Below are 23,866 nucleotides of genomic sequence, written 5' to 3'. Positions count from 1 at the left end.
TCCGGCGTCATGCTTTCCCTGCTCCAACGCAAGGCTGTGCTCGCGTTTGCGAGTGCGGTCATTTTCGCCGCCGGCATCGGCGCCGGCTACTGGCGATACCTTCGTGCGCGCGCGGAGCTGTTGGCCGAGCTCACGGCGCGCGTCCAGGGCTGCGCGGTGGCGTTTCACGTCGCGGAGCTCCAGGAACTCACCGGCGCCCCCGCCGAGCGGGAATCTCCCGTCTACGCCAGCGTGAAGGATCGCCTCGGTCGCCTGCGGACGAGCGATGAACGGCAGCCGCGCATCTCCCTGTTGCGCTATCTTCCGGCCAACGGCACGTTGCTGCCCCTGGCCGATTCGGCGCCGCGAACCGATCCCGCGCAACCGGCGCCGCGAACGGGCACATTGCCGGCCCGGCTTTCTCCGGGGCTGGAGGGCGTGATCGAGACCGGTTATCCGACCGCGGAGGGACCGCGGCAGGAAGACGGCGGCCGTTGGGTCAGCGGGTATGCCCTGATCGGCCCGCATACGCCGGGGCGGCCGCAGCATCTCATCGCATTCGATCTCACCGCCCACGAATGGTATCGGGCGCTTTGGAACACGGCGCTCGGGACCGCCGGCTACGTATGGATGCTGCTCCTGCTGCCGCTGGCGGCCCTCGTGACCACGCACCGGCAGTTGATGCAAGGAGAGGCGCTGCGGAATCTGACCGAGGCCATGGAGCAAGGGCATTCGCCGATCATGATCGTCGACCTTGGCCTGCGCATCGAATACGCGAACGCCAAGTTCTGCCGGCTGCTCGGCTATTCGCGCCGCGAACTGCTGGGGCGGGAATGGCGGACATTTCACGGCGCCGAGGCGCGCCCGGAAATCTTTGCGGACATGGTGACCACCATCCGGGCCGGGCATCCGTGGACCGGCGAATGGATGATGCCACGCAAGGACGGCACGGTCTTTCCGCTCCGCGCGGCGATCACGCCGGTCAAGAACCGCGCCGGTGAGATCCGGAGCTTTGTCGGGGTGTTTGAAGACATGACCGAGATCCGCCAAACCGAAGCGCTGCTGCGCGAAGCGAAGGAGCGGGCCGAGGCGGGCGATCGCGCGAAGGGACAATTCCTCGCCACGATGAGCCACGAAGTGCGCACGCCGCTAAACGGCATCGTGGGTTTCGCGAGCCTGTTGTTGGAGACGGAACTGACGCCGGAGCAGCTGGAATACGTCGAGACGATCCGTACCAGCAGCGAGACCTTGATCCAGTTGACGGGCGATATCCTCGATTACGCGCGCATCGAGTCCGGCCGGCTAAAGCTCGAGCCACAGCCCTGCGATCCGCGTGAATGCGTGGAGAACGCACTCGACCTTGCCGCCACGCTGGCCCTGCCCAAAGGCGTCGAGCTGCTGCACTGGATCGACGACACCGTACCGGCCGCCATCGTTGCCGACGTCGGTCGGCTGCGGCAGGTGATCGTCAATCTGGTGAACAATGCCGTGAAATTCACCCCCACGGGCGAGGTGGCCGTCGACGTGCGGGTGGTGGCTTCGTCGCCGGCGCCGGAAACCGCGGACGCGGAAGCGTTGCCATCAGCCCGGGAGACCGCCGACGCGGGCGAGGCGTCGTGCACGCTCGAGTTTTCCGTGCGCGACACCGGGATCGGCATCGCCCCGGCACACCATCCCAAAATTTTCCGGCCCTTCAGCCAAGTGGACGATTCGACCACGCGCCGCTATGGCGGGACGGGCCTCGGGCTCGCGATCTGCAAAAACCTCGTCGGACTGATGAACGGGCACATCACGTTCACGAGCGAACTGGGCCGCGGCTCGAGGTTCACGTTCACCATCCGGGTGCCGGTCCACACGCCCGCGGCAGACCGCGTGCCGCCAACGCCACTGCAAGGCCGGCGCGTGATGCTCGTGGCGTCAGGCGGAATGTGCGAGGAGCTGACGCGGCTGGTCCGACGCTTTGGCGGTGAGGTAATGGAGAGCGAAACGGCGGCCTCGCCGCAACGATCAGACTGGGACCTCGGTATCCAGGATCTCAGTGCCAGCGCCGCGACCGAACTCGCGACGTCGCGCGAACCGTGCGTGAGCTGGCTGCCCGAAAAAATGGTGGCGCTCATCCCTGTGCCGCTGCCCGGAGAAATTCGCGCGGCGTTGCGCCCGTATTTCCGACAGCTCCTGAACAAGCCGCTGCATCACGACCTGTTCGGAGGCGTGCTGGGCGCGAGCGCCGCGGATCCTCCCGCCGCGGCCATGCCACCGCCGCCACAGTTCGGCCTTCGCGTGCTCATCGTGGAGGACAACGCGGTGAACCAGCGATTGATTCAAACCGTGGTCAGCCATCTGGGCTGCACTTCGCACCTCGCGGTGAACGGTCGCGTCGCGTTGGAGGAGATCGCGCGGTCGCGGCCCGAAGTCGTGTTGATGGATTTGCACATGCCCGAATTGGACGGGCTGGCGACGACCGCGCAGATCCGGGCGGGTGCGGCCGGCGAGGCGGTGCGGGGCGTGTGGATCGTCGCGTTGACCGCGGACGCGCGGAACGAACAGCGCGAGCGCACCCTGGCCGCGGGAGCGAACGATTATCTCACGAAGCCCGTTCGTCCGGCGGAGTTGCAGGCCGCACTCGAGCGCTATCTCGCCTCACGACCGACGGCCGCGTGAGGGCGCGGCGCGGGTTCCGGTTGCTCTCGTAGGGCTGCCGCTTGCCGGCAGCCTCGGCCGACGGCGAGCGTCGGCTCTACCAAACGACGCGACGAGGGCGTCGCGTCCCCACGGCTGGCCCGCAAGCCGCGGCACCATTCAGACGCGCGTGCGCCGCGCCAATTCGCTTGGCGGAGTCGAGCCGACCTCGCAGGCTGACCCGCTTCATGCGGCCCGCCCCGAGAACTCCTCAGCACACCCAGGCCATCGTGATGCTGCTGCTCGCCAACCTGTTTTGGGGGCTGAGCTTCCCGGTGATCAAGTCGATCACCCTCCTGCATGCGCAGCTGCTGCCCGACGCCGGCACGTGGTTCTCGACTGCCTACACGATCGCGCCGCGGTTCCTGCTGGCCGTGATCGTGTTGTTGGCGTGGCAGGCCCGAAGTTTCTGGCGGATCACGCGCGCGGAGCTGAAACAGGGCGTGATCCTCGGGCTTTTCGCCGCCGCCGGCATGCTGTTTCAAGTCGACGGATTACAGTTCACCGCGGCGTCGACCTCGGCGTTTCTGACGCAGTTCTACGCGATCATGATCCCGGTGTATCTCGCGTTGCGCTCACGGCGCACCCCGGGCGCGCTCGTCTGGATCAGTTGCTCGTTGGTGCTGGCGGGCGTGGCGATCCTGGGCCGGTTCGACTGGCGGGAGCTCACCTTCGGCCGCGGCGAATGGGAAACCCTGCTCTCGTCGGTGTTTTTCATGGGTCAGATCCTCTGGCTTGACCGGTCGGAGTTTGTGGGCAATCGCGTGGAGAAGTTCACGCTGGTGATGTTCCTGACCGAGGCGCTGGTGTTCCTGGGATTGTCCGCGGCGACGGCGCCCTCGGTCGACGCGCTGGTTCTGCCGTGGACGTCACCCGGCTGGCTCGGACTCACCGCGTCGCTGACCGTGTTCTGCACACTCGGGGCGTTCCTCATCATGAACCGATGGCAGCCGAAAATCACCGCGACCGAGGCCGGGCTGATCTACTGCGTGGAACCGATCTTCGGCTCGGTGATGGCGCTGTTCCTTCCGGCGATGATCTCGGCGTGGACGGCGATCAACTATCCCAACGAAAGCGCCACGTCGCACCTGTTGATCGGCGGCGGTCTGATCACGTTGGCCAACGTGCTGATTCAGTTGCGACCGCCGGCCAAACCCGCGGCAGCGGCGAGCAAGTAGCCTGGCTGCTCATGGGGACGCGACGCCCTCGTCGCGTCGTTTGCATCGATCCTGAATAGCCGCAAGAAGGCACAGAAGGCGCAAAAACGCCGACGGACCTTTTGTGGCTCTTGTGCCTCTTTGTGGCCATCACCCGGAATGGTTCGAGCTCATCGGTATTGATCCGTGTCCATCTGTCGTCGAATTCGGATCGGCCACCCACCCGCTCGTACGCGGATCTTCAGGCACCCATTTCCCAAACCTTGAACTTTACACTTCAAACTCCGACTCACGCGGAGCGTGTGGCGCGGAGCGCGACGCCGCGCCGCGGATCGACGCGATCGCCCGCAGCGTGATCGCCGTCAGCACGATGACCCCACCCAAGAGGGCGAGCGACGTGGGTGTTTCGCCGAGCATCAGCATCACCCACACCGGATTCAGGATCGGCTCGATCACGGGAATGATGCTGGCTTCGAGCGCGGTGACGTGCCGGATCGCTCGGGCATAGAGCCAGTAGGAAACGCCGAGCTGCACGATACCGAGCAGCAGCAGCGCGAACCAGCCGACGGCATTGAGCGGCGGCGCGCTGACGATCCACGGCAGCCCCACCAGGAACGCGAGCAGGTTGCCCAGGATGATCGACTCGACGGGCGACTGATCCTTCTGACTCCGCAGTGCGAGCGTCATCGCGGCAAAGCACACGCCGCTCAGGATCGCGATGGAGTTACCCAGCACCCCGCTGAAGTCGAGTCCGCCGGCGAAGAAAAGGGTCATACCGGCGAGCACCACCACGATCGTTAGCCAGTCGGCGCGCGTGGCGCGCTCGCCGATGAGCCAGGCGCCGAACAGTGCGATCCACACCGGCGCGGTATATTGAAGCAGGATCGCGTTCGCGGCGGTGGTGAGCTTGGTCGCGGCCACGAACGTGACCGTGCAAGCCGCATAGCCGAGCGCGCCAATGAGCTGCGCGCGCGAAAAGGTGAACCGCAGCGGCCGGTTCGTCGCGAGGAGGAACAATCCAGCGAACAGGCCGCGCATCCCCGCGACTGCGAGCGGAGGCCAATCGACGGCCTTGATGAGGAGTCCGCCCAAGCTCCAACAGAACGAGGCGATGACGAGCAGGCCGATCGCGCGGGCGTGGGCAGGATCTTTCACGGAGCCTGACAACGTGTCGCACGCGTGCAGCGGGCGCACGCCGAAAAACGACGGACTCCCCTTCTATTCCTCGCCTAGCAGTCGGCGGAAACGCGCGCGGAGCGCATCGGCGTCGGCGACGTGCAATTCCTTCCCGCGCACCGTGAGCAGCCGTTCGTCACGCAGCCGCGCGAACGTGCGCGACAACGTCTCGCTGCTCGTGCCGAGCTCGGCGGCGAGCACGCGCTTCGTAGTGCCGAGTTCGATCACCGGCGCACCCGCGCCGCGCGGCAGTCGCTTGCACAGCCAGTTGAGCAGCCGCGTCTCGACGTCCTTCAAGGTCATGTCCTCCACCAGACCGACGAGGACGCGCAGGTGCTGGCTCATCGAACCGAGCATTCGCAACGCGAGATCGGGCCGCCGGCCCAGCAAGCCGAGAAACGGCACCTTCGGTACCAGCACCACGCCGGACGGCTCGACCGCGCGCGCGTTCGCCGGATAACCCTGCGGGCTGGCCAGCGCCGCCTCCGCGAACGACTCGCCCGGGCGGAACACGTAGATCACCTGCTCCTTCCCCGTCGGGCTCACGCGGTGCACGTTGAACGCACCGCGCTGCGCAACATAGAATCCCTCGGCGGGATCGCCTTCGCGGAAAAGATAGGCGCCCTTCGCCACCGAACGCAGGATCGAGAACGCCGCGATGGTCTCCAGGTCGGACGCGGAGAGGCCGGAGAACAGCTGACACGAACGCAGCGTGGCCGCGATCGCAGCGGTGCGGAGGGGGGCGACATCGTGGGTCACGATGTCAGACAAACCCCTGCGGGGTCATCAGTCGCGCCAAAAAAACGTTTTCCAGCCCCCGTCCGCGGCGCGCTCCGGCCGGGCCTGGTAACCCGCGGCATGCAACCGCTCGATCAATGGCGATGGCAGAAACGGCGCGATGAGCACAAAACCCTCGTCCGGTTGGAGTGAGTTCACCGTCGCCATGATTTTCGGAAACGGTTCTTCGCCCCGGGCGAGCAGCGGGCGCACATCGAGCGAACGGAATTTCTGCGACGAGGGTTTCATGGGTGATGATTTCGACCGACCTTCGCTGGTTTCTCAATTCGCGTGACCACGGTTTGCACGGATCGACACAGATGATGACAGCAAAATGGGGGCCCAGGCAGGCGATGATCGCTACATTGACCAGAGCAGGGCGACGCTGACGACGTAGGCGACGCCCCAGCCGAGCTCCTGAAAGCCGAGTGTGCGGGCGCGAATTCGCGGGCGCGGAAACACGAGCAGCACCCACGTGCGCAGCCACAGCAGCGTGAGTGCGATGGGCACGACCAGCGGCAGCAGTCCTCGCCAGCTCAGCACCATCGCCGTCGCCGCCGCGAGCGTGGCCGCCACGAGAGCCGGCAGTGGCTGCAGCCGGCCGGTTTTGGTGGATCGCACGTAGCTGCGCACCGCCATCACGGTGGGAATGGCGCGTCCGCACATCGCGAACAGCAGCGCGCCGGCTCCGACGAAAGTCCATCCGCCAGCAGCCGCGATCGTGCCGGTGAAGGCCGCAAACGCCGTCGCGCCCGCGATCTCGGCGGCTCCTTCCCGGCCGTCGTTCTGCAGATCGAAAACCAGGAACACCGCGCCCGCGAGTGCCGGCGCGACAAGCCAGCCGATGAGGTTCACCGGCGCCAGCATGAACGCCACGATGAGCGCCCCCAACGCCACGCCAGCCAGAATCGCGAGCGCCTGGACGGCGGCGTGCCGCCGTGCGACGTCGGTTTCGCGCCGCGCCAGTCGCAGCGGTCGGCGCGCGAGAAATCCGGCGAACGCGGCCAGCGCCAGCCACAGGCCCGGCACCGAGGGCACCGCCAGCAGGCCAAGCGCCAGCGGCTCGAGCGCGAGCGACCAACTGCCGTGTTCCTTCGGCAGCACAACGCTGCTCCAGCGGACGCGGGGCTGCGCGCGAGTGGCGATGGCGACGAGAGCAGGCATGCGGCAATTATGATCGTCGGCGCGGCGCCGGCCTTGATGCCGATCAAACAAAACGATCGGCGCTTGCGCGCGACGCGAAAAACGGGCGCGGACCGACCAATGTTCGTGTTACGAACATTCGGCGGGTGCGGCCGGGTTCCGGGGGAATGCCCTCGCCGGCCGGCCGGGCTCAGCTTGGCGGAGAGCCGTGCGCGCCGGCGGTCGAGAGAGGTGCGGGTATGCCTCTTTCTCGCGGCTGCCGGCAAGCGGCAGCCCTACAAAGCCTTCTTCCACGCGATCTGCCGGAGTCGTTCACTCGATCTGCACCTCACTGAGCCGCGTTCGACACGGGCGAGACGCTGGTGCCACGTGGCTTACGCCGCACGCCTGGAAGAAAGACACCCGGCTTGGGCCGCACCCGCGTGATAATTTGACCCGGATCAAGGCGAGCCGCGACGCGCTGGGTTACCGTGCATCCATGAGTCAGAACACCCTTATTGCCGCCGACGCGGCGGCGACCCTCGACCTCGCCGAAGCCGGTGCGCCGGCCCCCGCGAGCATCGTCAGTCGCGCCCTGCTGCTGACGCCGGAAGCGCGCGTCACGCTGTTCCATTTTGCCGCGGGCCAGGAGCTCACGTCGCACACGAACCGCCGGCGGGCCGTGATCCAGATTCTCTCGGGCAACTGCGATTTCTTTTTCAACGATGCCTGGCATCGGCTGGGCGCCGGCACGTTCCTGCACTTGCCGCCGAACCATCCGCACGCGGTCCGCGCGCCGGAACCCTTCTCGATGCTGCTTACGCTTTGCTCCGAACCCGCCGCCACCCTTTCTCAACCATGAACAACGCCACCACCGAACCGAACGCTTCCGCCTATCTTGATGTGCGGGAAGTTTCCTGCCGCGAAAAACACCCGCTGATCTTCCGGCGCTGGACGGAGCTGCCCGTCGGCAGCTATTTCGTCCTCGTCAACGATCACGATCCCGTGCCGCTCTACTACCAGTTCGCGGGCCAGTTCCCGGGTGCGTTCACGTGGGAATACCTCGTCGAAGGTCCGGACGAATTTCAGGTGAAGATCACGCGGATCGCGGCGACGGAGAGTGCGCCGGCGGTGCGTCCGCCCGCGGGCGGCTGCGGCTCGACGCGCAATGAAGCGATCCTCGACGCGCGCGGGCTCGAGCCGCCGGAGCCGATGCTGCGGATTATGGCCGCGATCGAGACGCTCGCGTCGGGTGCGCAATTGCGCGCGCTGACCGATCGCAAGCCGGTGCACCTGCTTGCTGAGCTCGACACGCGCGGTTTCACCCACGCGTCACACGAGCAGGCCGACGGCAGCTGGCTCAACACGATCAAGAAGAACTAAGCGTGCAGGGAGGAGCCCGCCGTCCCGGCGGATTCTCCCCGCGCAGATCCCACGAGCCCGGCGGTACGCCGGGCTCCGCCTCACTGTGATCCCCTCTTCGCCTGTCCGACCCGGTGCGAGTCCGATCTCGGCCGGCGCCACGATTCCGCTGTCGTTTATCGCTGCGGGTCTGGTCGCCGGCGTGATGGGTGCAGGCTGGCTGCTGGCCGCGCCCGGCACGCTGGCGCTGCCGCATCTGCATCCGCACGTGATCGCGTTGACGCACGTGTGGCTGCTCGGCGCGCTGGCGACGATCTGTTTCGGCGCGGTTTACCAGTTGCTGCCGGTGCTCGCGAACACCGCGTTCACGGGCCGCCTCGCCGCGTGGGTGCATCTCGGCGTGCATCTGGTGGGGACGACCATCATGGTGGTCGCGTTTCGCACGGGCGAACTCGGCATCGTGGCGGCGGGGGGCACGTTGGTGGCCACCGGCGTCGGGCTGTTCGCGCTGAATGTGGCGCGGACGTTGCGCGCGGCCAACCGGCTGGACCCGATCCTGATCGCGTTTGGCTGCTCTGCGGCGTGGCTCGTCGTGACGGTGATCGCCGGCGTGCTGCTGGCGGCGAATCTGCGTTTCGGCTGGTGGCCGATGAACGTGCTCGGGCTGCTGCGGGCGCACGCGCACCTCGGCGTCGTGGGATTTTTCGTCACGCTCCTGCAAGGCGCGATGTTCCGCTTGGTGCCGATGTTCACCCTCGCGACGGTCGATACCACGCACCGGATCGGCTGGGCGCTGGCGCTCTCGCAAACCGGGCTGCTCGTGTTGGCGACCTCGCTGGCCTGGGCGGCGGCCGCCGGCACGTTCGCTGGGGCGACGCTGCTGCTGGTGTCGTTCGCGCTCTCGGGCCGGGAATTGCAGCGCATCTATGCGACGCGCCGGAAGCGCGTGATCGAGCCGGGACTGCGCGGGTTTTTCGCCGGGCTGAGTCTGCTGATGGTCGCGGGGCTCGCGGGCGCGGCGCTGGCGTGCGGCGTCGGCGACCTGCAGGCGGCCCTCGGGTATGGCGTGCTGGCGATCCTCGGCGGGCTGCTCGCGAGCGTGCAGGGCATGCTCTGCAAGATCGTGCCGTTTCTGGTGTGGATGCGCGTGTATGGTCCGCGTGTCGGGCGGCAGGTCACGCCGCAGGCGGGGACGCTGGGGCGCGCGAACCTGGAGCGGCTCTGGGTCTGGCTGCACGTGAGCGGGGCGTTGTTGCTCGCGGTCGGCGCGGGCGTCGCTCACGTGGGCGTGCTCGCGCTGGGCGCGACGCTGTTCGCGGCGGGGCAGATCGCATTGCTGGTGAGCCTTGGCACGACTGCACGGCATGTGTGGCGGCCGGTCACCGCGCCCGTCGCGCCCGCCGCGGCGCAACCCGTCAAAACTTTCGTATGAACACTGCGGTTGATTCCGATCTGATCTGGCGAACGCTGGGCACGATTCCCGATCCCGAGTTCGGCCTGAGCATCGTCGATCTTGGGCTCGTTTATTCCGTGGAGACGAACGGTCACGACATCGGCGTGACGATGACGTTCACCTCGCCGGGGTGTCCGGCGGGCGGCATGATCCTCGAAGGCACGCGGACGGCCCTCGCCGCGTTGCCGGGCGCGCAGGAGGTTCGCGTGGAGGTCGTGTGGGAGCCGCCCTGGACACCTGAGCGGCTCACGCCGGAGGGGCGGGCGCATCTCGGTTGGCAAGAACCGCCGCCTGCCGAGTAACCGGCATGGGCATTCGTCCGCAGCGGTGGCTGCGGGCGTGTGAAGGGAACGAGGCGATCTCAGCCGGAGTCCGCGAATTGTAGCGCGGCGTTTCAAACCAGGACGTAGCGGCTGTAGGCCGGCCGGTGGCCGGACGTCTGCTCATCGAGCAGGTCTACGCCGCAGCCAGATGCAGCCGCGGTTGCTGGAATGCCCTACACCTTCATGATCTGCATCGCGCGGGAGACCTGATTCTCCAGCACCGGCAGGAAACCGAGCAACTCCTCGCGATCGAGCCGCAATGCAGCGAGCACGTCATCGAGACCGGGCGCCTCGATCTCGACCTCCGGCTGATTCACCGCACTGCGGAGATAGCGTGCGCAGTAAACCACTGCGGACATCCGGTCGTGCGGCTCCTCGGCTTCGAGGGGCTCGTACTGGTGTCGCACCGATTCGACATTTTCCGCGGCGAAGGCCCATTTCTCCAACATGCAGGCGCCGACATCCGCCTGCGTAAAACCGAGGAGCGCGTTTTCCGCGCCGCTGTGGTCGCGCGGGAATCCTTCATCCGCGAGCATCTTCACGGGATGACCATCGGCGCCGATCAGGCACTTGTTGATCGCCAGCCGGCCGATGCCATGCAGCAGTCCGCTCATATAGGCGACCGCGGTATCCTCGCCCAGCCGTTCCGCGAGCGTCTCGGCCGCGAAGGCCCCGGCGACGGACTCACGCCACATCGTGAGCGCGTCGCGTCCGTAAGCCGCCAGCGGCTGCGCGACGATCGCGCCCGACGCCGCCACGGCCACGACGTGATACACTTCGCGAAAGCCGACGCGGTTCACGGCCATCTCGATCGTGCGGCAACCGCCACCGCGCCCGAACCAGGCGCTGTTGCTGATCTGAATGACGCGCGTGGTCATCGCCGGATCGAGGCGAATCAATGCCGCAATGTCATCGAGACCGGAATTCGTATCCGACAGCAGCCGCTGCAAACGCGAGAGTACCTGCGCCATGGGGGGCAACTGACCCATCGCAGCAACCAGCCGTTCGGGCGTGGAGTAGTTGGGGGAGTTTTCGGGGAAAAACACGGAAGTGACCCCATCTAACATCGGCCACGCCGGAGAAAGCAAAAGTATTTCCCGCCCCGGTCCGCGTCCGCTGCCCATTCCCTTGAGCGTCAGCGCGCAAACGCAGGCAATGGCGCAGGCAGGCGCGCGCCCGGTGAAAAAGCAACGTGGCCGAACGCCGCCATGACAGCGCGCGTGCGTTCGGGCCGGGCGGAGCCGCAGCGCAGCGGCGATCACGCAGCGAAAAGGAACGTTACAACCGGACGGGGATTCGCCGTGCCGCCGAGGCGTAGAGCGCGCCGATGATCGCGATGGCATTGCGCGCTTCGCGGGGCGGGATCGCGACGGGCCGATTTTCGGCCACAGCATCGATCAGATCCTGAATCTGCCGGCAGTGGCCCTCGATGCCGATCGCGTTGGGCGCGCCGGCGCCGGAGCGAATCGTAATGTCGCCGGCGCCGGCCCGGATCGCGGTGTCTTCGGGTCGCGGCTCGCGAAAGTCCCAGCGCACGAGCCGGTCATCCTCGAGCCGAACGGAGCCGTGTTCGCCGCAGAGATCGAGGCACTGGCTCCAGCCCGGAAATACGGCGGTGCTGGCCTCGATCGTGCCGAAAGCACCGTGGGCAAAGTGCAGCGTGGCAGCTAGCGTATCCTCACCTTCAATGCCGGAGTGCACGCAGCGGCCGGCGAGCGCGAACACCTCTTGCGGCATTCCCGCGAACCACTGCAGCAGGTCGATCGCGTGGATGGCCTGGTTCATCGCCACGCCGCCGCCGTTGAGCGCGGCCACCCCATGCCACCCGCCTTCGTAGTACTGTGGCGTGCGCTGCCATTTGATATACGCGCTGCACAGGGCCAACCGGCCGAACCGGCCGGCGGTCAACGCAGCTTTCAGGCGACGCGCACCTTCGCCAAACCGGCTTTGGAAAATCGGCGCGAGTTTCACCCCCGCCTGCTCGGCAGCCGCGATGATCTCATCCGTCCGCTCGACCGTGACCTCGATCGGCTTCTCGAGCACGAGATGTTTGCCCGCGCGGATCGCGGCGAGCGCCGGTTCGTAATGTGCCGCGTTCGGCGTCGTGATGCAGACCGCGTCCACGTCCGGCCGCGCGAGGAGCTGGTGAAAATCATCCGTCGCGAAAGCGGCGCCGTGTTTCTGGGCGAACGCTTGTGCCTTCGCCAGCGACCGGCTGGCAACGGCGACCAGCTTGCCGCCCCGCGCAGCGGCGATTGCACGAGCGTGGTAGTCGGCGATCATGCCGAGACCGATGATGCCGAATCCGAGCGGCGATACGGCGAGGGGGTGATCGGTCATACGAGCAAGGAATTACGCAGCGACCGGGTCGAGGTTGCGAGCGCTTCCGACGACCGTCGGAGGATGACACACAAACCCGGCGCGCAATCCGCCAGGCTGCGCGCCGGTGGCAGTCTACTGCACCGCGACGGTCTCACTCTGGAGCGCCTCCAGCACGGTCCCGGGCGTGAGGATCTCCGGCAGGATCACCGGCTCATTGCGACCGGGGAGCCAGATCACGTTAAACGGCACGGCGCTGCGACCGTAGCGCGCGAGTTCGGCGGTGATCCGCGGATCCTTGTTGGTCCAATCGGCGCGGAGCGCGGCGACTTTCTTGTGCGCGAACGTTTGCAGCACCTCGTCAGAGTGGAAGACGAGTTTCTTGTTGGTCTGGCATGTCGCGCACCAGCGCGCGGTGAAGTCCACGTAGACGATTCGGCCTTCAGCGCGGAGTTGCTGCACCGCCTCCGGGCTCCACGGCTGCCAGGCGACGCCGGCCGAAGTCACGCTCCCGGGAGTCTGCGTCAGCGTGGCTTGGGGCCAGCCCAGCCACAATCCGAGGGCGGCCACCAGGACCAGCGCGGTGGCGCCGGAGCGGACCCGCGCGGGCGACGCGCCCGGCATGCTCCAACGACCGTAGATCCACACGCCCAGCGCAACGAGCACGAGGCCGAAAAGCACCTGCTGGAAACCTTCTTCACTCACCTGGCCGGCCAGCACCCACACGAGGTACGCAACGGTGGCGTAAAGTGGAAACGCCATGAACTGCTTGAAGCCCTCCATCCACGCGCCCGGTCGCGGCAGGATTTTAACCGCGCCGGGAAAAATCGAGAGCAGCAGATAGGGTGTGGCGAGCCCGAGCGCGATGGCGGTGAAGATCGTGAACGATTCGATCGTGGAAAGCGCCAGTGCCGCACCGAGCGCAGGCGCGAGAAACGGCGCTGAGCAAGGGGTCGCCACCACGGTGGCGAGCACGCCGGTGAAAAACGAGCCGGCGAGGCCGGATTTTGTCTGCAGTTCGCCGCCGACGCTCGTGGCGCGCAGGCCAAACTCGAACACGCCGCTCATGTTCATCGCGAACACGAGCAACAGCACCGTGAGCGAAAAGACGAAGGCGGGCGATTGCAGCTGGAAACCCCAGCCGAGCTGATCGCCGCCGGCGCGCAGAATCGCCAGCGCGCCCGCGAGCACCCAAAAGGACAACAGCACGCCGAGCGTGAACACGAGTCCGTGGGCCACGACCTTGCTGCGCGCGTGGCCGGCTTGGTTGACGAACCCGAGAATCTTGATGCCCAACACCGGGAACACGCAGGGCATGAGGTTGAGGATCAGCCCACCGACAAACGCCAGCAGCAGCGTCGCCAACAACCCGGAGTTCGCGGGCGTCACGGCGGCCGCGGTGCTGCCCGGGGTCGGAGCTCCGCGCTCCGCCGTGCTGAGGCTCGCGCCGGGTGCGGTGCTCGCGACCGTGAGGGGCACGTCGATGCGCAGCCCGCGCATCGAGCCGTCGGCGCGCCAGCCGTTTTCCGACGTGAGCACGCCGCGAAGTTCCGTGGCGTTCTGGGGTCCGTCCGGCGAAACCGGCGCGGTCAGGATGAAACCGACCCGGGCGGAGCCTGCCGTTCCAGCGGGCTGCGTGGTCTGCGGCAGTTCATAGGCCACGAGGTTGTCATCCGCAAAGAAATGCAGCTGCTCCGGCACTTGTGTGGGGCGGTCCGCCGTGGGCGTGATGTGGAGCGTGATGTTCTTCTCGTCCCGGCTCGCGGTGACTTTCCATTGTTCGGGCGGACGCGGTAGTCCGGCGGCCGTCGCGGCGATTTTTTCGTGCCAAGGGGGATTCGGTGACGGCGGATCGCCGCGCACGGGCAGCGTGAGTGAGAGAGCCTGGCCTCCCGGGATGCAGACATCGCTGCACATCAGCCACTCCGCGTCGGCTTCGAGCCGGACCTCGGTGCCGGTGGCGAGCGTGGCGGGCGGAGTGATCGTGACCAGCAGCAGGGTTTCGCCCTCGTAGCCGTTGCCCACGACTGTGCCGCTGCGATCCTTGAGGACGATCGGCGCCGGCCATTGGATGTCGCCGGCGGTGAACCCGGCCGGCAGTTTCCAGGCGAGCGTCGTGGCGAGGCCCGTGCCCGGATTGAGCCAGTAGGTGTGCCAGTGTGGTTCGTGCTCGAGCCGCAGTGCCACCGTGAACGGCCGGCCCGGCTGGATGGAAGCGTCGGCGGAAACCAAGGACCCCTGCACGTGGGTTTCGGGCGACGGCAGCGCCGCCGTCGCCGTTTGCAGCCAGCCGAGGGCGATGAGCCCGACAAGCAGGCGCAACCTCAACCAGTTCGGAGCGAACGAACAGAACGCGGACATGTGCGGGACCATGGTAGTTTTACGGTGAGACGCAAAACCTGCCGCATCTATTCCGCGATGACTTCTCCGTAACAATTCAGCGCGGATCGGCTCTCATGCGAGCGACTCGTGCTCGGCGGAGCGCTTGGTCTGGTGCGCCACCAGTAGCGTGAAGAAACACAGCACCAAGTTCTGCAACGGCAGCTGCAGCGGAGTGGGCAGTGAGTAAATGATGCACGCCGCGGGCAGCCACACGCCGATGTTGGAGATCAGCACCGGCACCACGCGCCGTCGGATCCAGCGCCCGGCGCGAAAATCCTCCGCCACGACCGAGCCGCGAAAATGCGCGGTGGTCCACTCATACATCAGCGCCGTGAAGGGCACGGCCAGCAGCGGGCAGTAGACGAATTGGTCGATGGAGGTTTTGATCGCGATCGTTGCCACGTCGTGCCCCTCGCCGACGTAGCGCGCCAGCAGCCGGTAGAGGATCTCCACCTCGGCGCCTTTGTAGGCCCAGAAGAGGGTGATCGCGAGGCCCTGGCGCCACGTGTATTGAGCGCGCGTCGCCCTCCGCGCCCGCAAATAAAGCACGGGGAGCAGCCCGCCAAACAGGCCCGTCGTCAACACGGCGGACGCGATACCCACCTCGGTGCGCCATGCCGCCAGCCGGCCGAGCAACGCGCGCGTACCGTCGTGCTGGTAGTACGCCGTGACGAGGGCGAGCGCCGTGATCTGCAGCACGAAGCCCGGCAGCAGATTGGCTCGCGCGCTGCGCAAGCCGGCACGCCACGGTGCTTCGGCGGGGAGGACGGCGGTCGACATAAACCCGCGACGCTCGCGCCGATCCCCTGCCCCGCCAAGCTGAATCGCCGCAACCGCCGGACGCCGGCGTTCTTTCACGTTCCGCTAGCCCGCCGCCTCAGGCGTTGCGGCTCGCCGCAGCCGCCGACAAACCAGTGGGTGAGATCGGAGGCACCCGACCACGTGGGTTCCCTCTCTTTTGTTCCCGCTGGCGTCTCCGACGTGTCACGTGCTACGTGGCACTTTTTGTCGGGCGTTCGTGCGGGGGAGGAGATTGCGGCCGTTGTTTCGCGCGTGCAGAGCTGGATTCCACATTAGGTGGGTCGAGGTCAGGCGTAGCGGTCTCGCCGACTTGCCGGCGAGTGGCCCGGTAGGAGTTCTTGGCGGAGAAAACCGACGGCGCGGCCCCCATGCGGACTTGGAGGCGCAGCAGGCTGCGCCCTGCACGGTCACGGTAGATCGGTCGCGCCCATCAGATAGCGGTCACATTCTCTGGCGGCGCCGCGTCCTTCGTTGATCGCCCACACCACGAGTGATTGTCCACGACGGCAATCGCCGGCGGCGAACACACCCTTGAGGTTGGTCGTGTACTTCTCGTGCTCGGCTTTGATGTTCGAACGCGCATCGGTCTCGAGGTTGATCTCCTTGAGCAGCGCTTGCTCGGGCCCGAGGAATCCCATCGCCAGCAGCACGAGCTGCGCAGGCCGGGTCTTCTCCGTGCCGGGAACCTCCTTCGGCACGAACTGGCCCTTCTCGTTCTTCTCCCACTTGATCTCGACCGTCACGAGTTCCTTGAGGGCGCCGTTCTCGTCGCCGACGAACTTCTTAACCGTCGTGAGATAGATGCGCGGATCCGCGCCAAACTTCGCCGCGGCTTCCTCCTGACCGTAGTCCATGCGATAGACCTTCGGCCATTCGGGCCAGGGATTGTCGGCCGCCCGATCCATCGGTGGCTTCGGCAAAATCTCGATTTGCGTGATGCTTTTGGCGCCGTGGCGCATCGACGTGCCAACACAGTCCGTGCCGGTGTCACCGCCGCCGATGACGATCACGTCCTTGCCCTTGGCCTGGATCGGGCTGTGCTCGGCGCCGCCGTTGAGCAGCGCCTGGGTGTTCGCGGTGAGGAACTCCATCGCGAAGTGGACGCCCTTGAGGTTGCGGCCTTCGATCGGCAGATCGCGCGGCTGCGTGGCGCCGGTGCAGATCACCGTGGCGTCGTACTCCTTCAGGAAAATCTGCGGCTCGACATTTTCGCCGACGTTCGCGTTGCAGATGAACTTCACGCCTTCCTGCTCCATCAGCTTCACGCGGCGCAACACGACCTCCTTCTTGTCGAGCTTCATGTTCGGGATGCCATACATCAGCAACCCGCCGGGACGATCGGCCCGTTCGAACACCGTCACGGTGTGGCCGGCCTTGTTGAGCTGCGCGGCGGCCGAGAGGCCCGCGGGGCCCGAGCCGATCACGGCCACTTTCTTTCCGGTGCGCACCTTCGGCGGCTCGGGCAGCACCCAGCCTTCCTCCCAACCGCGCTCGATGATGCTATATTCGATATTCTTGATCGTGACCGGGGGATTGTTGATGCCGAGCACGCACGAGCCTTCGCACGGCGCCGGGCAGACGCGGCCGGTGAAGTCGGGGAAGTTATTCGTCTTGTGGAGACGATCGAGCGCCTCTTTCCAGAGGCCGCGGTAAACGAGATCGTTCCATTCCGGGATGAGGTTGTTGATCGGGCAGCCCGAGGCCATGCCGCTGATCAGCTTGCCTGTGTGGCAAAATGGTACGCCGCAGTCCATGCAGCGCGCGCCCTGCGTCCGGAGTTTTTTCTCCTCCATGTGGTGGTGAAACTCCTGTAGTCGCGGACGCGTTCGAGTGGCGCACGATCGACGGGAAGTTCGCGGAGGTATTCGATGAAACCAGTGGGTTTGCCCATGAGGAGAAAGGTGAAGAGGGAAGTTGGAGATTAGGTTCTAAACTTCAGGTCGGTCGGCGATGGCTTGAGCCGAAATCGTACAGCTCAGTTGCCGCCGACGCGCGAGAGGTCGCGGGCGTTTTCCTCAAACGCCGCCATGACGGCTTCGTCGCCGGTGAGACCCTGACCGCGCGCGCGCTCGATGCAGGCGAGCATGCGTTTGTAGTCCTTGGGCAGCACCTTCACGAACCTTGGTACCATCGCGTCCCACAAATCGAGCACGCGCTGCGCGCGCCCGCTCTTGGTGTAGGCGAGGTGATTTTCGATCAGCGCGCGAACCTCTGCGATTTCCGCCGGCGCTTCGAGCTTCTCGAGGCCGACCATCGCCAGATTCACGCGTTGCGCGAAACCTCCGCTTTCGTCGAGGACGTACGCGACGCCGCCCGACATGCCGGCCGCGAAGTTGCGGCCCGTCGAGCCGAGCACCACGACGCGACCTCCGGTCATGTATTCACAAGCGTGATCGCCCACGCCTTCGACGACGGCGTTGACACCGGAGTTGCGCACGGCGAAGCGTTCGCCCGCGCGCCCGCGGAGATAGACTTCACCCGCCGTCGCGCCATAGAGCGCCACGTTGCCGACGATGATGTTTTCCGAGGGATCGAACGGTGAACCAGCCGGCGGATACACGATGATCTTGCCGCCCGAAAGGCCTTTGCCGACATAGTCGTTCGCGTCGCCCTCGATCGAGAACGTCATGCCCGGGGGCATGAACGCGCCGAAGCTCTGGCCCGCCGAACCCTTGAAGTGGATCCGGATGGTATCGGCGGGAAGGCCTTTCGCGCCGTATTTCCGCGTGACCTCGCTGCCGGTGATGGTGCCGACCACGCGGTTGACGTTGCGGACCGGCAGTTCGGCGATGACCTTCTCGCCGCGCTCAATCGCCGGTTTGCAGAGATCGAGCAGCGTCGTCACGTCGAGCGACTTGGCCAGACCGTGATCCTGCTTCTCCTGACAAAACCGGCCAACCTCGGGGCCGACTTCGGGCTGGTAGAGAATATTGCTGAAATCGAGCCCCTTCGCCTTCCAGTGCTCGATTGCCTGCTTGGCCTCGAGTCGCTCGGTGTGGCCGATCATCTCCTCGATCGTGCGGAAGCCGAGCTGGGCCATGATCTCGCGGACCTCCTGCGCGATGAACGTCATGAAGTTCACGACATGCTCCGGCTTGCCGGTAAATTTCTCCCGGAGCCGCGGATCCTGCGTGGCAACGCCCGTCGGACAGGTGTTGAGATGGCACACGCGCATCATGATGCAGCCGGACGCCACGAGCGGTCCGGTGGCGAAGCCGAACTCCTCGGCGCCGAGCAACGCGGCGATGACGACGTCGCGGCCAGTCTTGAGCTGGCCATCGGTCTCGACCGCGATGCGCGAGCGGAGATTATTCAGTACGAGTGTCTGGTGCGTCTCGGCGAGCCCGAGTTCCCACGGCAGGCCGGCGTGCGTGATCGACGTTTGCGGCGACGCGCCCGTGCCGCCATCGTAACCGGAAATCAGTACGACGTCCGCATGCGCTTTCGCCACACCGGCCGCGATCGTGCCCACACCGACCTCGGCGACGAGCTTCACGCTGATGCGTGCCTGGCGGTTGCCGTTCTTCAAGTCGTGGATCAGCTCGGCGAGATCCTCGATCGAGTAGATGTCGTGGTGCGGCGGCGGCGAGATCAGACCCACACCCGCGGTGGTGTGGCGGGTCTTTGCGACCCACGGATACACCTTCGTACCGGGCAGCTGGCCACCCTCGCCGGGTTTCGCGCCCTGCGCCATCTTGATCTGTAGCTCGCGCGCGTTGACCAGGTATTCGCTGGTCACGCCGAACCGGCCGGATGCGACCTGCTTGATCGCGGAGTTCTTCGAATCGCCGTTGGGAAGCGGGATGAAACGTTCCGGATCCTCGCCGCCTTCGCCGGTGTTGGACTTGCCGCCGAGCCGGTTCATCGCGATCGCCAGCGTTTCGTGCGCTTCCTTGGAAATCGAGCCGTAGGACATCGCGCCGGTCTTGAACCGCTTCACGATGGATTCGACCGGTTCGACCTCTTCGAGCGGGATCGAGTCACCCGCCTTGAAGTCGAGCAGGCCGCGGAGCGTGGCGACGTTGCGCGAGGTGTCGTTGATGATCTTGGAGTACTCCTTGAACACCGCATAGCTGCCGGTGCGCACGGCCTTCTGCAGCCGGTGGATTGATTCCGGGTTGAACAGGTGATATTCGCCGTCGGAGCGCCACTGATACTGCCCGCCCACCGGGAGCACGTGACCGTTCACGGGCCGCTCGGGGAAGGCCGCGCGATGGCGCGTGAGCACTTCCTGGGCGATCACATCGAGTCCGATGCCGCCGACGCGGGAGGGCGTCCACGTGAAGTAATGATCGATGACGTCCTGGCGGAGGCCGACGGCTTCGAACACCTGTGCGCCGCGGTAACTCTGGATGGCGGAGATGCCCATCTTGGACATCACCTTCACCACGCCCTTGGACGCGGCTTTGACGAAGTTCTTGCAGGCGGTCTTGTGGTCGATGTTCACCAGCAGCCCGTCCTGGATCATCCCGTCGATCGTTTCGAAGGCGACGTAGGGGTTGATGGCGCTGCAGCCGTAGCCAATCAGCAGCGAAAAATGGTGCACCTCGCGGGCTTCGCCGCTTTCGAGGATCATCGAAATCCGCGTGCGCAGGCCTTCGCGGATCAGGAAGTGATGCAAGCCAGCCACCGCGAGCAGCGCGGGAATCGGCGCGAAGTCTTTCGTGACCCCGCGATCACTGAGGATGAGCACCGTATTCTCCTCATCCTCGATCATGCGCCGGGCGATGAGACAGATTTCCTCCATCGACTTGGCAAGGCCGCGGTCGCCGCGGCTCGCCCGGAACAAGATCGGAATGACGCCGACCTTGAAGCCTGGTTGGTCGAGGCGGCGGAGCTTGGCGAACTCCTCGTTGGTGAGCACCGGCCATTTCAGCTCGATACGCCGGCAGGCCAGCGGATCGGGATTGAGCAGGTTGCCCTCGGAACCGATGCGGGTCTCGGCCGAGGTAATGATTTCCTCGCGGATACAGTCGATCGGCGGGTTCGTGACCTGCGCGAAGAGTTGCTTGAAATAGTCGTAGAGCAGCCGCGGCTTGTTCGACAGCACGGCGAGGGGCGTGTCGTTGCCCATCGAACCGATCGCTTCGACGCCGTCGCGCGCCATCGGTGCGAGGAGGATGCGCTGGTCCTCGAACGTGTAGCCGAAAGCGATCTGCCGGTGCAGCAATGTCTCGTGGTCCGGCGGTGGCACGGCCGGGGCGGCTGGCAGCTCATCGAGATGAACCAAATTTGCCTTCAGCCATTCCTGGTAAGGACGCTCGGCCGCGAGCTGCTGCTTGATCTCTTCGTCCTCGATGATCCGTCCCTGTTCGATATCGACCAGGAACATGCGGCCGGGCTGCAGCCGGCCCTTCTGGCGGACCTTCTCCGGCGGGATATCGAGCACGCCTGCTTCCGACGCCATGATCACGAGGTCGTCGCTGGTCACGTAGTAGCGCGACGGACGCAGCCCGTTGCGGTCGAGGATCGCGCCGATCTGCTTGCCATCGGTGAACGCGATCGAGGCTGGGCCGTCCCACGGCTCCATCAGGCAGGAGTGATACTGGTAAAACGCCCGCCGGGCCGGGTCCATCGACTCGTGATTGGACCAAGGCTCAGGGATCATCATCATGATCGCGTGCGCCAGCGAGCGGCCCCCGAGCACGAGGAGCTCGAGCGTGTTGTCGAACATCGACGAGTCCGAGCCGTTCGGGTTGATGATCGGCAGGATCTTCTTGATGTCGTCGCCAAACAACTCGGAGGCGAACAACGCCTGGCGCGCATGCATCCAGTTGATGTTGCCGCGGAGGGTGTTGATTTCGCCGTTGTGTGCGATGTAGCGGTAAGGATGCGCGCGGTCCCAACTCGGGAACGTGTTCGTGCTGAACCGCGAGTGCACCAGCGCGAGCGCCGACTCCATCAGCGGGCTCTGCAGATCGAGGAAATACTGCTCGAGCTGCTCCGTGGTGAGCATGCCCTTGTAGACGATCGTCTTCGAGGACAGGCTGGGGACGTACCACGTCTCCGACCCCGCGAATGTCGTGGTCCGAATTTCGGAGTAAGCGCGCTTGCGGATGACGTAGAGCTTGCGCTCGAAAGCGGCATCGTCGGCGATGTCCTTGCCGCGACCGATGAACACTTGCCGGATGTAGGGCTCCGCTGAACGAGCGGTATCGCCGAGCATTGCGTGATTCGTCGGCAGCGTGCGCCAGCCGAGGAGAATTTGGCCCTCGGATTGAACGATGCCGCCGAAAACCTCTTCGAGCTTGCGGCGCGTGGTGGGATTGCGCGGCAGGAAGACCAGTCCGCAGCCATAGTGACCCGACTCGGGCAGGCTGAAACGCGCGGCCGCCGCGGCATCGGCCAGGAACTTGTGCGGCATCTGCAGGAGAATGCCCGCGCCGTCACCGGTGTTCACCTCGGCGCCGCTGGCGCCGCGGTGATCGAGATTCGTGAGGATCTGCAGGCCCTGCTTGATGATCGCGTTCGACTTGCGCCCCTTCATGTCGACCACGAAGCCGACGCCGCAGGCGTCATGCTCGAACCACGGGTCGTACAGGCCCTGTTTGCCTGGACGCACGGACGAGGGGCGCGCGGTCGCGCCAGTGCCAGGTTGGTCTTGGGCAGATTCGGAGGGCTGGGTGGTGTTCACAGGTTGGGTGGTTCTTTATGGGAGAAGCCAGGAGGGGAAAATCAGCTGCAGGTGAGAGAAGGTCGGATATGACACAGCACAAAAAGGGCCGATCTCGCGTTGCGAGAGCGGCCCGGGTGCTTTTTTTCAGTTGCGGCAAGCTCTCTGCAACGACGGATCAGAAAAAGCGGATCGTTTTCGTGGCCATGCGCGCGTGCTCGTCGTCCGAGCATCCGGCGTTGGTCGCAACGTCCATCGGAGCGTCGACCGGCTGAATCAGTTCGTTGCTGAGCAGGTAATTTTCGACTTCCTCCCCGGAGACGTCGGCCAGCATGACGCCGTCGATCTCAACGCACGGCGACAACGGCTGGCCGGATTTCGCCACCATCTCCGCATAGTTCGTGCGGTTGTTGATGATGTCGATGTCCTCATACGGAAGATTGTACTTCCGCAGGATGGCGCGAACGCCATTGGACCAGCCGCAGGACGGCTTGAGATAGGCTTTGATCTTCATGCGGGCAAGGTGCGCGGGAGCAAAATCGGCGCAAGGTATAGGGCGCATTTTTTGTCGAGCAAGCACCGTCTGCGGTGTTTTCGAAGCAACTTCGTCATAGACTCGATGGATCGAAATCACGCGGCGCTCGCGAGCGAGACTCGAGCACCCGCTCCGCGCTCCGGTCCTCAGTTCGCCAACTTCCTTTCCGCTAGCCGCGGCGTTGGCATTGCTCTATCACGCAGCCGATGAAAGTCCTCGTGACCGGCGCGGCCGGGTTCATTGGATACCATGTGGCCCGCCGGCTGGCTGAAACCAAGCACTGCGAAGTGCTCGGCCTCGACAACTTGAACGACTACTACTCGGTCGAGTTGAAACGGGCGCGGCTCACGGAGCTGGAACAGTTGGAGGACTTCCGTTTCGTGCAGGCGGACTTTGGAGAGGCAGCCGCCTTCGAAGGGATCTACAGCCATTTCAAACCGGATTACGTGGTGCACCTTGGCGCTCAAGCCGGTGTGCGGCACAGTGCGGAGAATCCCGCCGCCTACACCCACAGCAACATCACCGGTTTCCTCAACGTGCTCGAGGCTTGTCGACGCCGCCCGCCCAAGCACCTGGTGTTCGCCTCCTCCAGCAGCGTCTACGGCGCGCACGCCGTCGTTCCCTTCCGCGAAGACGCCAACACGGATCACCCGATCTCCTATTATGGTGCGACGAAGAAGAGCAACGAGTTGATGGCGCACACCTACGCTCACCTTTATGGGCTCACCGTTACCGGGCTGCGCTTCTTCACCGTCTATGGCCCGTGGAGCCGACCGGACATGGCACCGATCCTCTTTTCGCAGGCGATCTGTGCCGGTCGTCCCATCAAGCTCTTCAATCAGGGGCGCAATCGCCGCGACTTCACCTACGTCGACGACATCGTCGACGGCGTCGTGAAGGTCCTCCTCTACCCGCCGGCCACACTGCCGGTGCCGCCGTTCCGGCTCTTCAACATCGGCCACAACCGCCCCGTCGAGGTCTTGCTCTTTGTCCAAATGCTCGAGGAACTGCTCGGCAAGAAGGCCGTGGTCGAACTCGTGCCGCCGCAACCGGGCGACATGCTGGAAACCTGCGCGAGCATTGACCGGCTGCGCGAAGCCATCGGCTATTCGCCTCGGATTTCGCTCGAGGATGGACTGCGGCGGTTCGTCGACTGGTTCCGGCGCTATTACCAGAGCTGACGGAGGG

The 23,866-nt window shown here is 65.6% G+C and carries 17 protein-coding genes and 1 pseudogene; 7 read left to right on the top strand and 11 right to left on the bottom strand.

Features of this window, described 5'->3' with window-relative positions:
• The first annotated feature begins 9 nt into the window (after positions 1-9).
• Positions 10-2,640 (top strand): PAS domain-containing hybrid sensor histidine kinase/response regulator, encoded by a 2,631-nt coding sequence (locus OTER_RS04580; protein ID WP_012373735.1) that lies wholly within the window; start codon positions 10-12, stop codon positions 2,638-2,640.
• Positions 2,641-2,891: 251 nt separating this feature from the next.
• The gene (locus OTER_RS04575; protein WP_044891570.1) at positions 2,892-3,836 is read left to right on the top strand and encodes a DMT family transporter; all 945 of its coding nucleotides are present in this window, start codon (positions 2,892-2,894) and stop codon (positions 3,834-3,836) included.
• Positions 3,837-4,085: 249 nt separating this feature from the next.
• Here OTER_RS04575 and OTER_RS04570 read toward each other — a convergent pair whose 3' ends face one another.
• From OTER_RS04570 to OTER_RS23680, 4 genes are all read right to left on the bottom strand, one after another.
• Positions 4,086-4,970, bottom strand: a complete 885-nt coding sequence (locus OTER_RS04570) for a DMT family transporter (RefSeq protein ID WP_044892151.1) — start codon at positions 4,968-4,970, stop codon at positions 4,086-4,088.
• Positions 4,971-5,033: 63 nt separating this feature from the next.
• Complete coding sequence (locus OTER_RS04565; protein ID WP_012373732.1) at positions 5,034-5,750, bottom strand: Crp/Fnr family transcriptional regulator; 717 nt, start codon at positions 5,748-5,750, stop codon at positions 5,034-5,036.
• A gap of 27 nt (positions 5,751-5,777) precedes the next feature.
• Entirely contained in the window at positions 5,778-6,017 is a 240-nt protein-coding gene (locus OTER_RS04560) for a DUF2249 domain-containing protein (RefSeq protein ID WP_012373731.1), read from the bottom strand.
• A gap of 111 nt (positions 6,018-6,128) precedes the next feature.
• On the bottom strand, positions 6,129-6,932 hold the full coding sequence (locus tag OTER_RS23680) for a YwiC-like family protein (RefSeq protein WP_012373730.1): 804 nt from the start codon (positions 6,930-6,932) through the stop codon (positions 6,129-6,131).
• 457 nt (positions 6,933-7,389) lie between these two features.
• On the opposite strand from OTER_RS23680, the gene OTER_RS04550 reads away from it, so the two are divergent.
• The 4 genes from OTER_RS04550 (at position 7,390) to OTER_RS04535 (ending at position 10,007) form a co-directional block, all read left to right on the top strand.
• Positions 7,390-7,752: a cupin domain-containing protein gene (locus OTER_RS04550; RefSeq protein WP_012373729.1), complete on the top strand. Its 363-nt coding sequence runs from the start codon at positions 7,390-7,392 to the stop codon at positions 7,750-7,752.
• On the top strand, positions 7,749-8,273 hold the full coding sequence (locus OTER_RS24935) for a DUF2249 domain-containing protein (RefSeq protein ID WP_012373728.1): 525 nt from the start codon (positions 7,749-7,751) through the stop codon (positions 8,271-8,273). The genes OTER_RS04550 and OTER_RS24935 overlap by 4 nt, the downstream gene beginning before the upstream one ends.
• Before the next feature lie 85 nt (positions 8,274-8,358).
• Positions 8,359-9,684 (top strand): hypothetical protein, encoded by a 1,326-nt coding sequence (locus tag OTER_RS04540; protein WP_044891568.1) that lies wholly within the window; start codon positions 8,359-8,361, stop codon positions 9,682-9,684.
• Positions 9,681-10,007 (top strand): metal-sulfur cluster assembly factor, encoded by a 327-nt coding sequence (locus OTER_RS04535; RefSeq protein ID WP_012373726.1) that lies wholly within the window; start codon positions 9,681-9,683, stop codon positions 10,005-10,007. The genes OTER_RS04540 and OTER_RS04535 overlap by 4 nt, the downstream gene beginning before the upstream one ends.
• Positions 10,008-10,201: 194 nt before the next feature.
• Here the strand turns inward: OTER_RS04535 and OTER_RS04530 are convergent, their stop codons facing one another.
• From OTER_RS04530 to OTER_RS04500, 7 genes and pseudogenes are all read right to left on the bottom strand, one after another.
• Entirely contained in the window at positions 10,202-11,074 is an 873-nt protein-coding gene (locus tag OTER_RS04530; RefSeq protein ID WP_158305357.1) for an HDOD domain-containing protein, read from the bottom strand.
• A gap of 232 nt (positions 11,075-11,306) precedes the next feature.
• Positions 11,307-12,368 carry a Gfo/Idh/MocA family protein gene (locus tag OTER_RS04525; RefSeq protein ID WP_012373724.1) on the bottom strand — a complete coding sequence of 354 codons (1,062 nt, stop codon included), beginning with the start codon at positions 12,366-12,368 and terminating at the stop codon, positions 11,307-11,309.
• A 114-nt stretch (positions 12,369-12,482) separates the two neighbouring features.
• Positions 12,483-14,708 (bottom strand): protein-disulfide reductase DsbD family protein, encoded by a 2,226-nt coding sequence (locus tag OTER_RS04520; protein WP_044891566.1) that lies wholly within the window; start codon positions 14,706-14,708, stop codon positions 12,483-12,485.
• Positions 14,709-14,801: 93 nt separating this feature from the next.
• Entirely contained in the window at positions 14,802-15,509 is a 708-nt protein-coding gene (locus tag OTER_RS04515; protein WP_012373722.1) for a hypothetical protein, read from the bottom strand.
• 428 nt (positions 15,510-15,937) lie between these two features.
• Positions 15,938-17,421, bottom strand: a pseudogene (gene gltD / locus OTER_RS04510) (glutamate synthase small subunit).
• Between the two features lie 84 nt (positions 17,422-17,505).
• Positions 17,506-22,092 carry a glutamate synthase large subunit gene (gene gltB / locus OTER_RS04505; RefSeq protein WP_012373720.1) on the bottom strand — a complete coding sequence of 1,529 codons (4,587 nt, stop codon included), beginning with the start codon at positions 22,090-22,092 and terminating at the stop codon, positions 17,506-17,508.
• Between the two features lie 229 nt (positions 22,093-22,321).
• On the bottom strand, positions 22,322-22,657 hold the full coding sequence (locus tag OTER_RS04500) for a glutaredoxin family protein (RefSeq protein WP_012373719.1): 336 nt from the start codon (positions 22,655-22,657) through the stop codon (positions 22,322-22,324).
• Between the two features lie 227 nt (positions 22,658-22,884).
• Here OTER_RS04500 and OTER_RS04495 point away from each other — a divergent pair, with 227 nt between their 5' ends.
• Complete coding sequence (locus OTER_RS04495; RefSeq protein ID WP_012373718.1) at positions 22,885-23,859, top strand: NAD-dependent epimerase/dehydratase family protein; 975 nt, start codon at positions 22,885-22,887, stop codon at positions 23,857-23,859.
• Positions 23,860-23,866: the final 7 nt, after the last annotated feature.

Origin of the sequence: Opitutus terrae PB90-1 (assembly GCF_000019965.1) — a bacterium.
GTDB classification, from domain to species: Bacteria; Verrucomicrobiota; Verrucomicrobiia; order Opitutales; family Opitutaceae; genus Opitutus; species Opitutus terrae.
The sequence above is the reverse complement of the archived record's forward strand: the minus strand, read 5'-3'. Positions and strand labels throughout refer to the sequence as shown.

Excerpts from the sequence above, each read along its gene's own strand:
- OTER_RS04580 (WP_012373735.1), top strand. The coding sequence starts at position 10 with ATGCTTTCCCTGCTCCAACGCAAGGCTGTGCTCGCGTTTGCGAGTGCG.
- OTER_RS04575 (WP_044891570.1), top strand. The coding sequence starts at position 2,892 with ATGCTGCTGCTCGCCAACCTGTTTTGGGGGCTGAGCTTCCCGGTGATC.
- OTER_RS04560 (WP_012373731.1), bottom strand. The coding sequence starts at position 6,017 with ATGAAACCCTCGTCGCAGAAATTCCGTTCGCTCGATGTGCGCCCGCTG.
- OTER_RS23680 (WP_012373730.1), bottom strand. The coding sequence starts at position 6,932 with ATGCCTGCTCTCGTCGCCATCGCCACTCGCGCGCAGCCCCGCGTCCGC.
- OTER_RS04550 (WP_012373729.1), top strand. The coding sequence starts at position 7,390 with ATGAGTCAGAACACCCTTATTGCCGCCGACGCGGCGGCGACCCTCGAC.
- OTER_RS24935 (WP_012373728.1), top strand. The coding sequence starts at position 7,749 with ATGAACAACGCCACCACCGAACCGAACGCTTCCGCCTATCTTGATGTG.
- OTER_RS04535 (WP_012373726.1), top strand. The coding sequence starts at position 9,681 with ATGAACACTGCGGTTGATTCCGATCTGATCTGGCGAACGCTGGGCACG.
- OTER_RS04525 (WP_012373724.1), bottom strand. The coding sequence starts at position 12,368 with ATGACCGATCACCCCCTCGCCGTATCGCCGCTCGGATTCGGCATCATC.
- OTER_RS04520 (WP_044891566.1), bottom strand. The coding sequence starts at position 14,708 with ATGTCCGCGTTCTGTTCGTTCGCTCCGAACTGGTTGAGGTTGCGCCTG.
- OTER_RS04515 (WP_012373722.1), bottom strand. The coding sequence starts at position 15,509 with ATGTCGACCGCCGTCCTCCCCGCCGAAGCACCGTGGCGTGCCGGCTTG.
- OTER_RS04500 (WP_012373719.1), bottom strand. The coding sequence starts at position 22,657 with ATGAAGATCAAAGCCTATCTCAAGCCGTCCTGCGGCTGGTCCAATGGC.
- OTER_RS04495 (WP_012373718.1), top strand. The coding sequence starts at position 22,885 with ATGAAAGTCCTCGTGACCGGCGCGGCCGGGTTCATTGGATACCATGTG.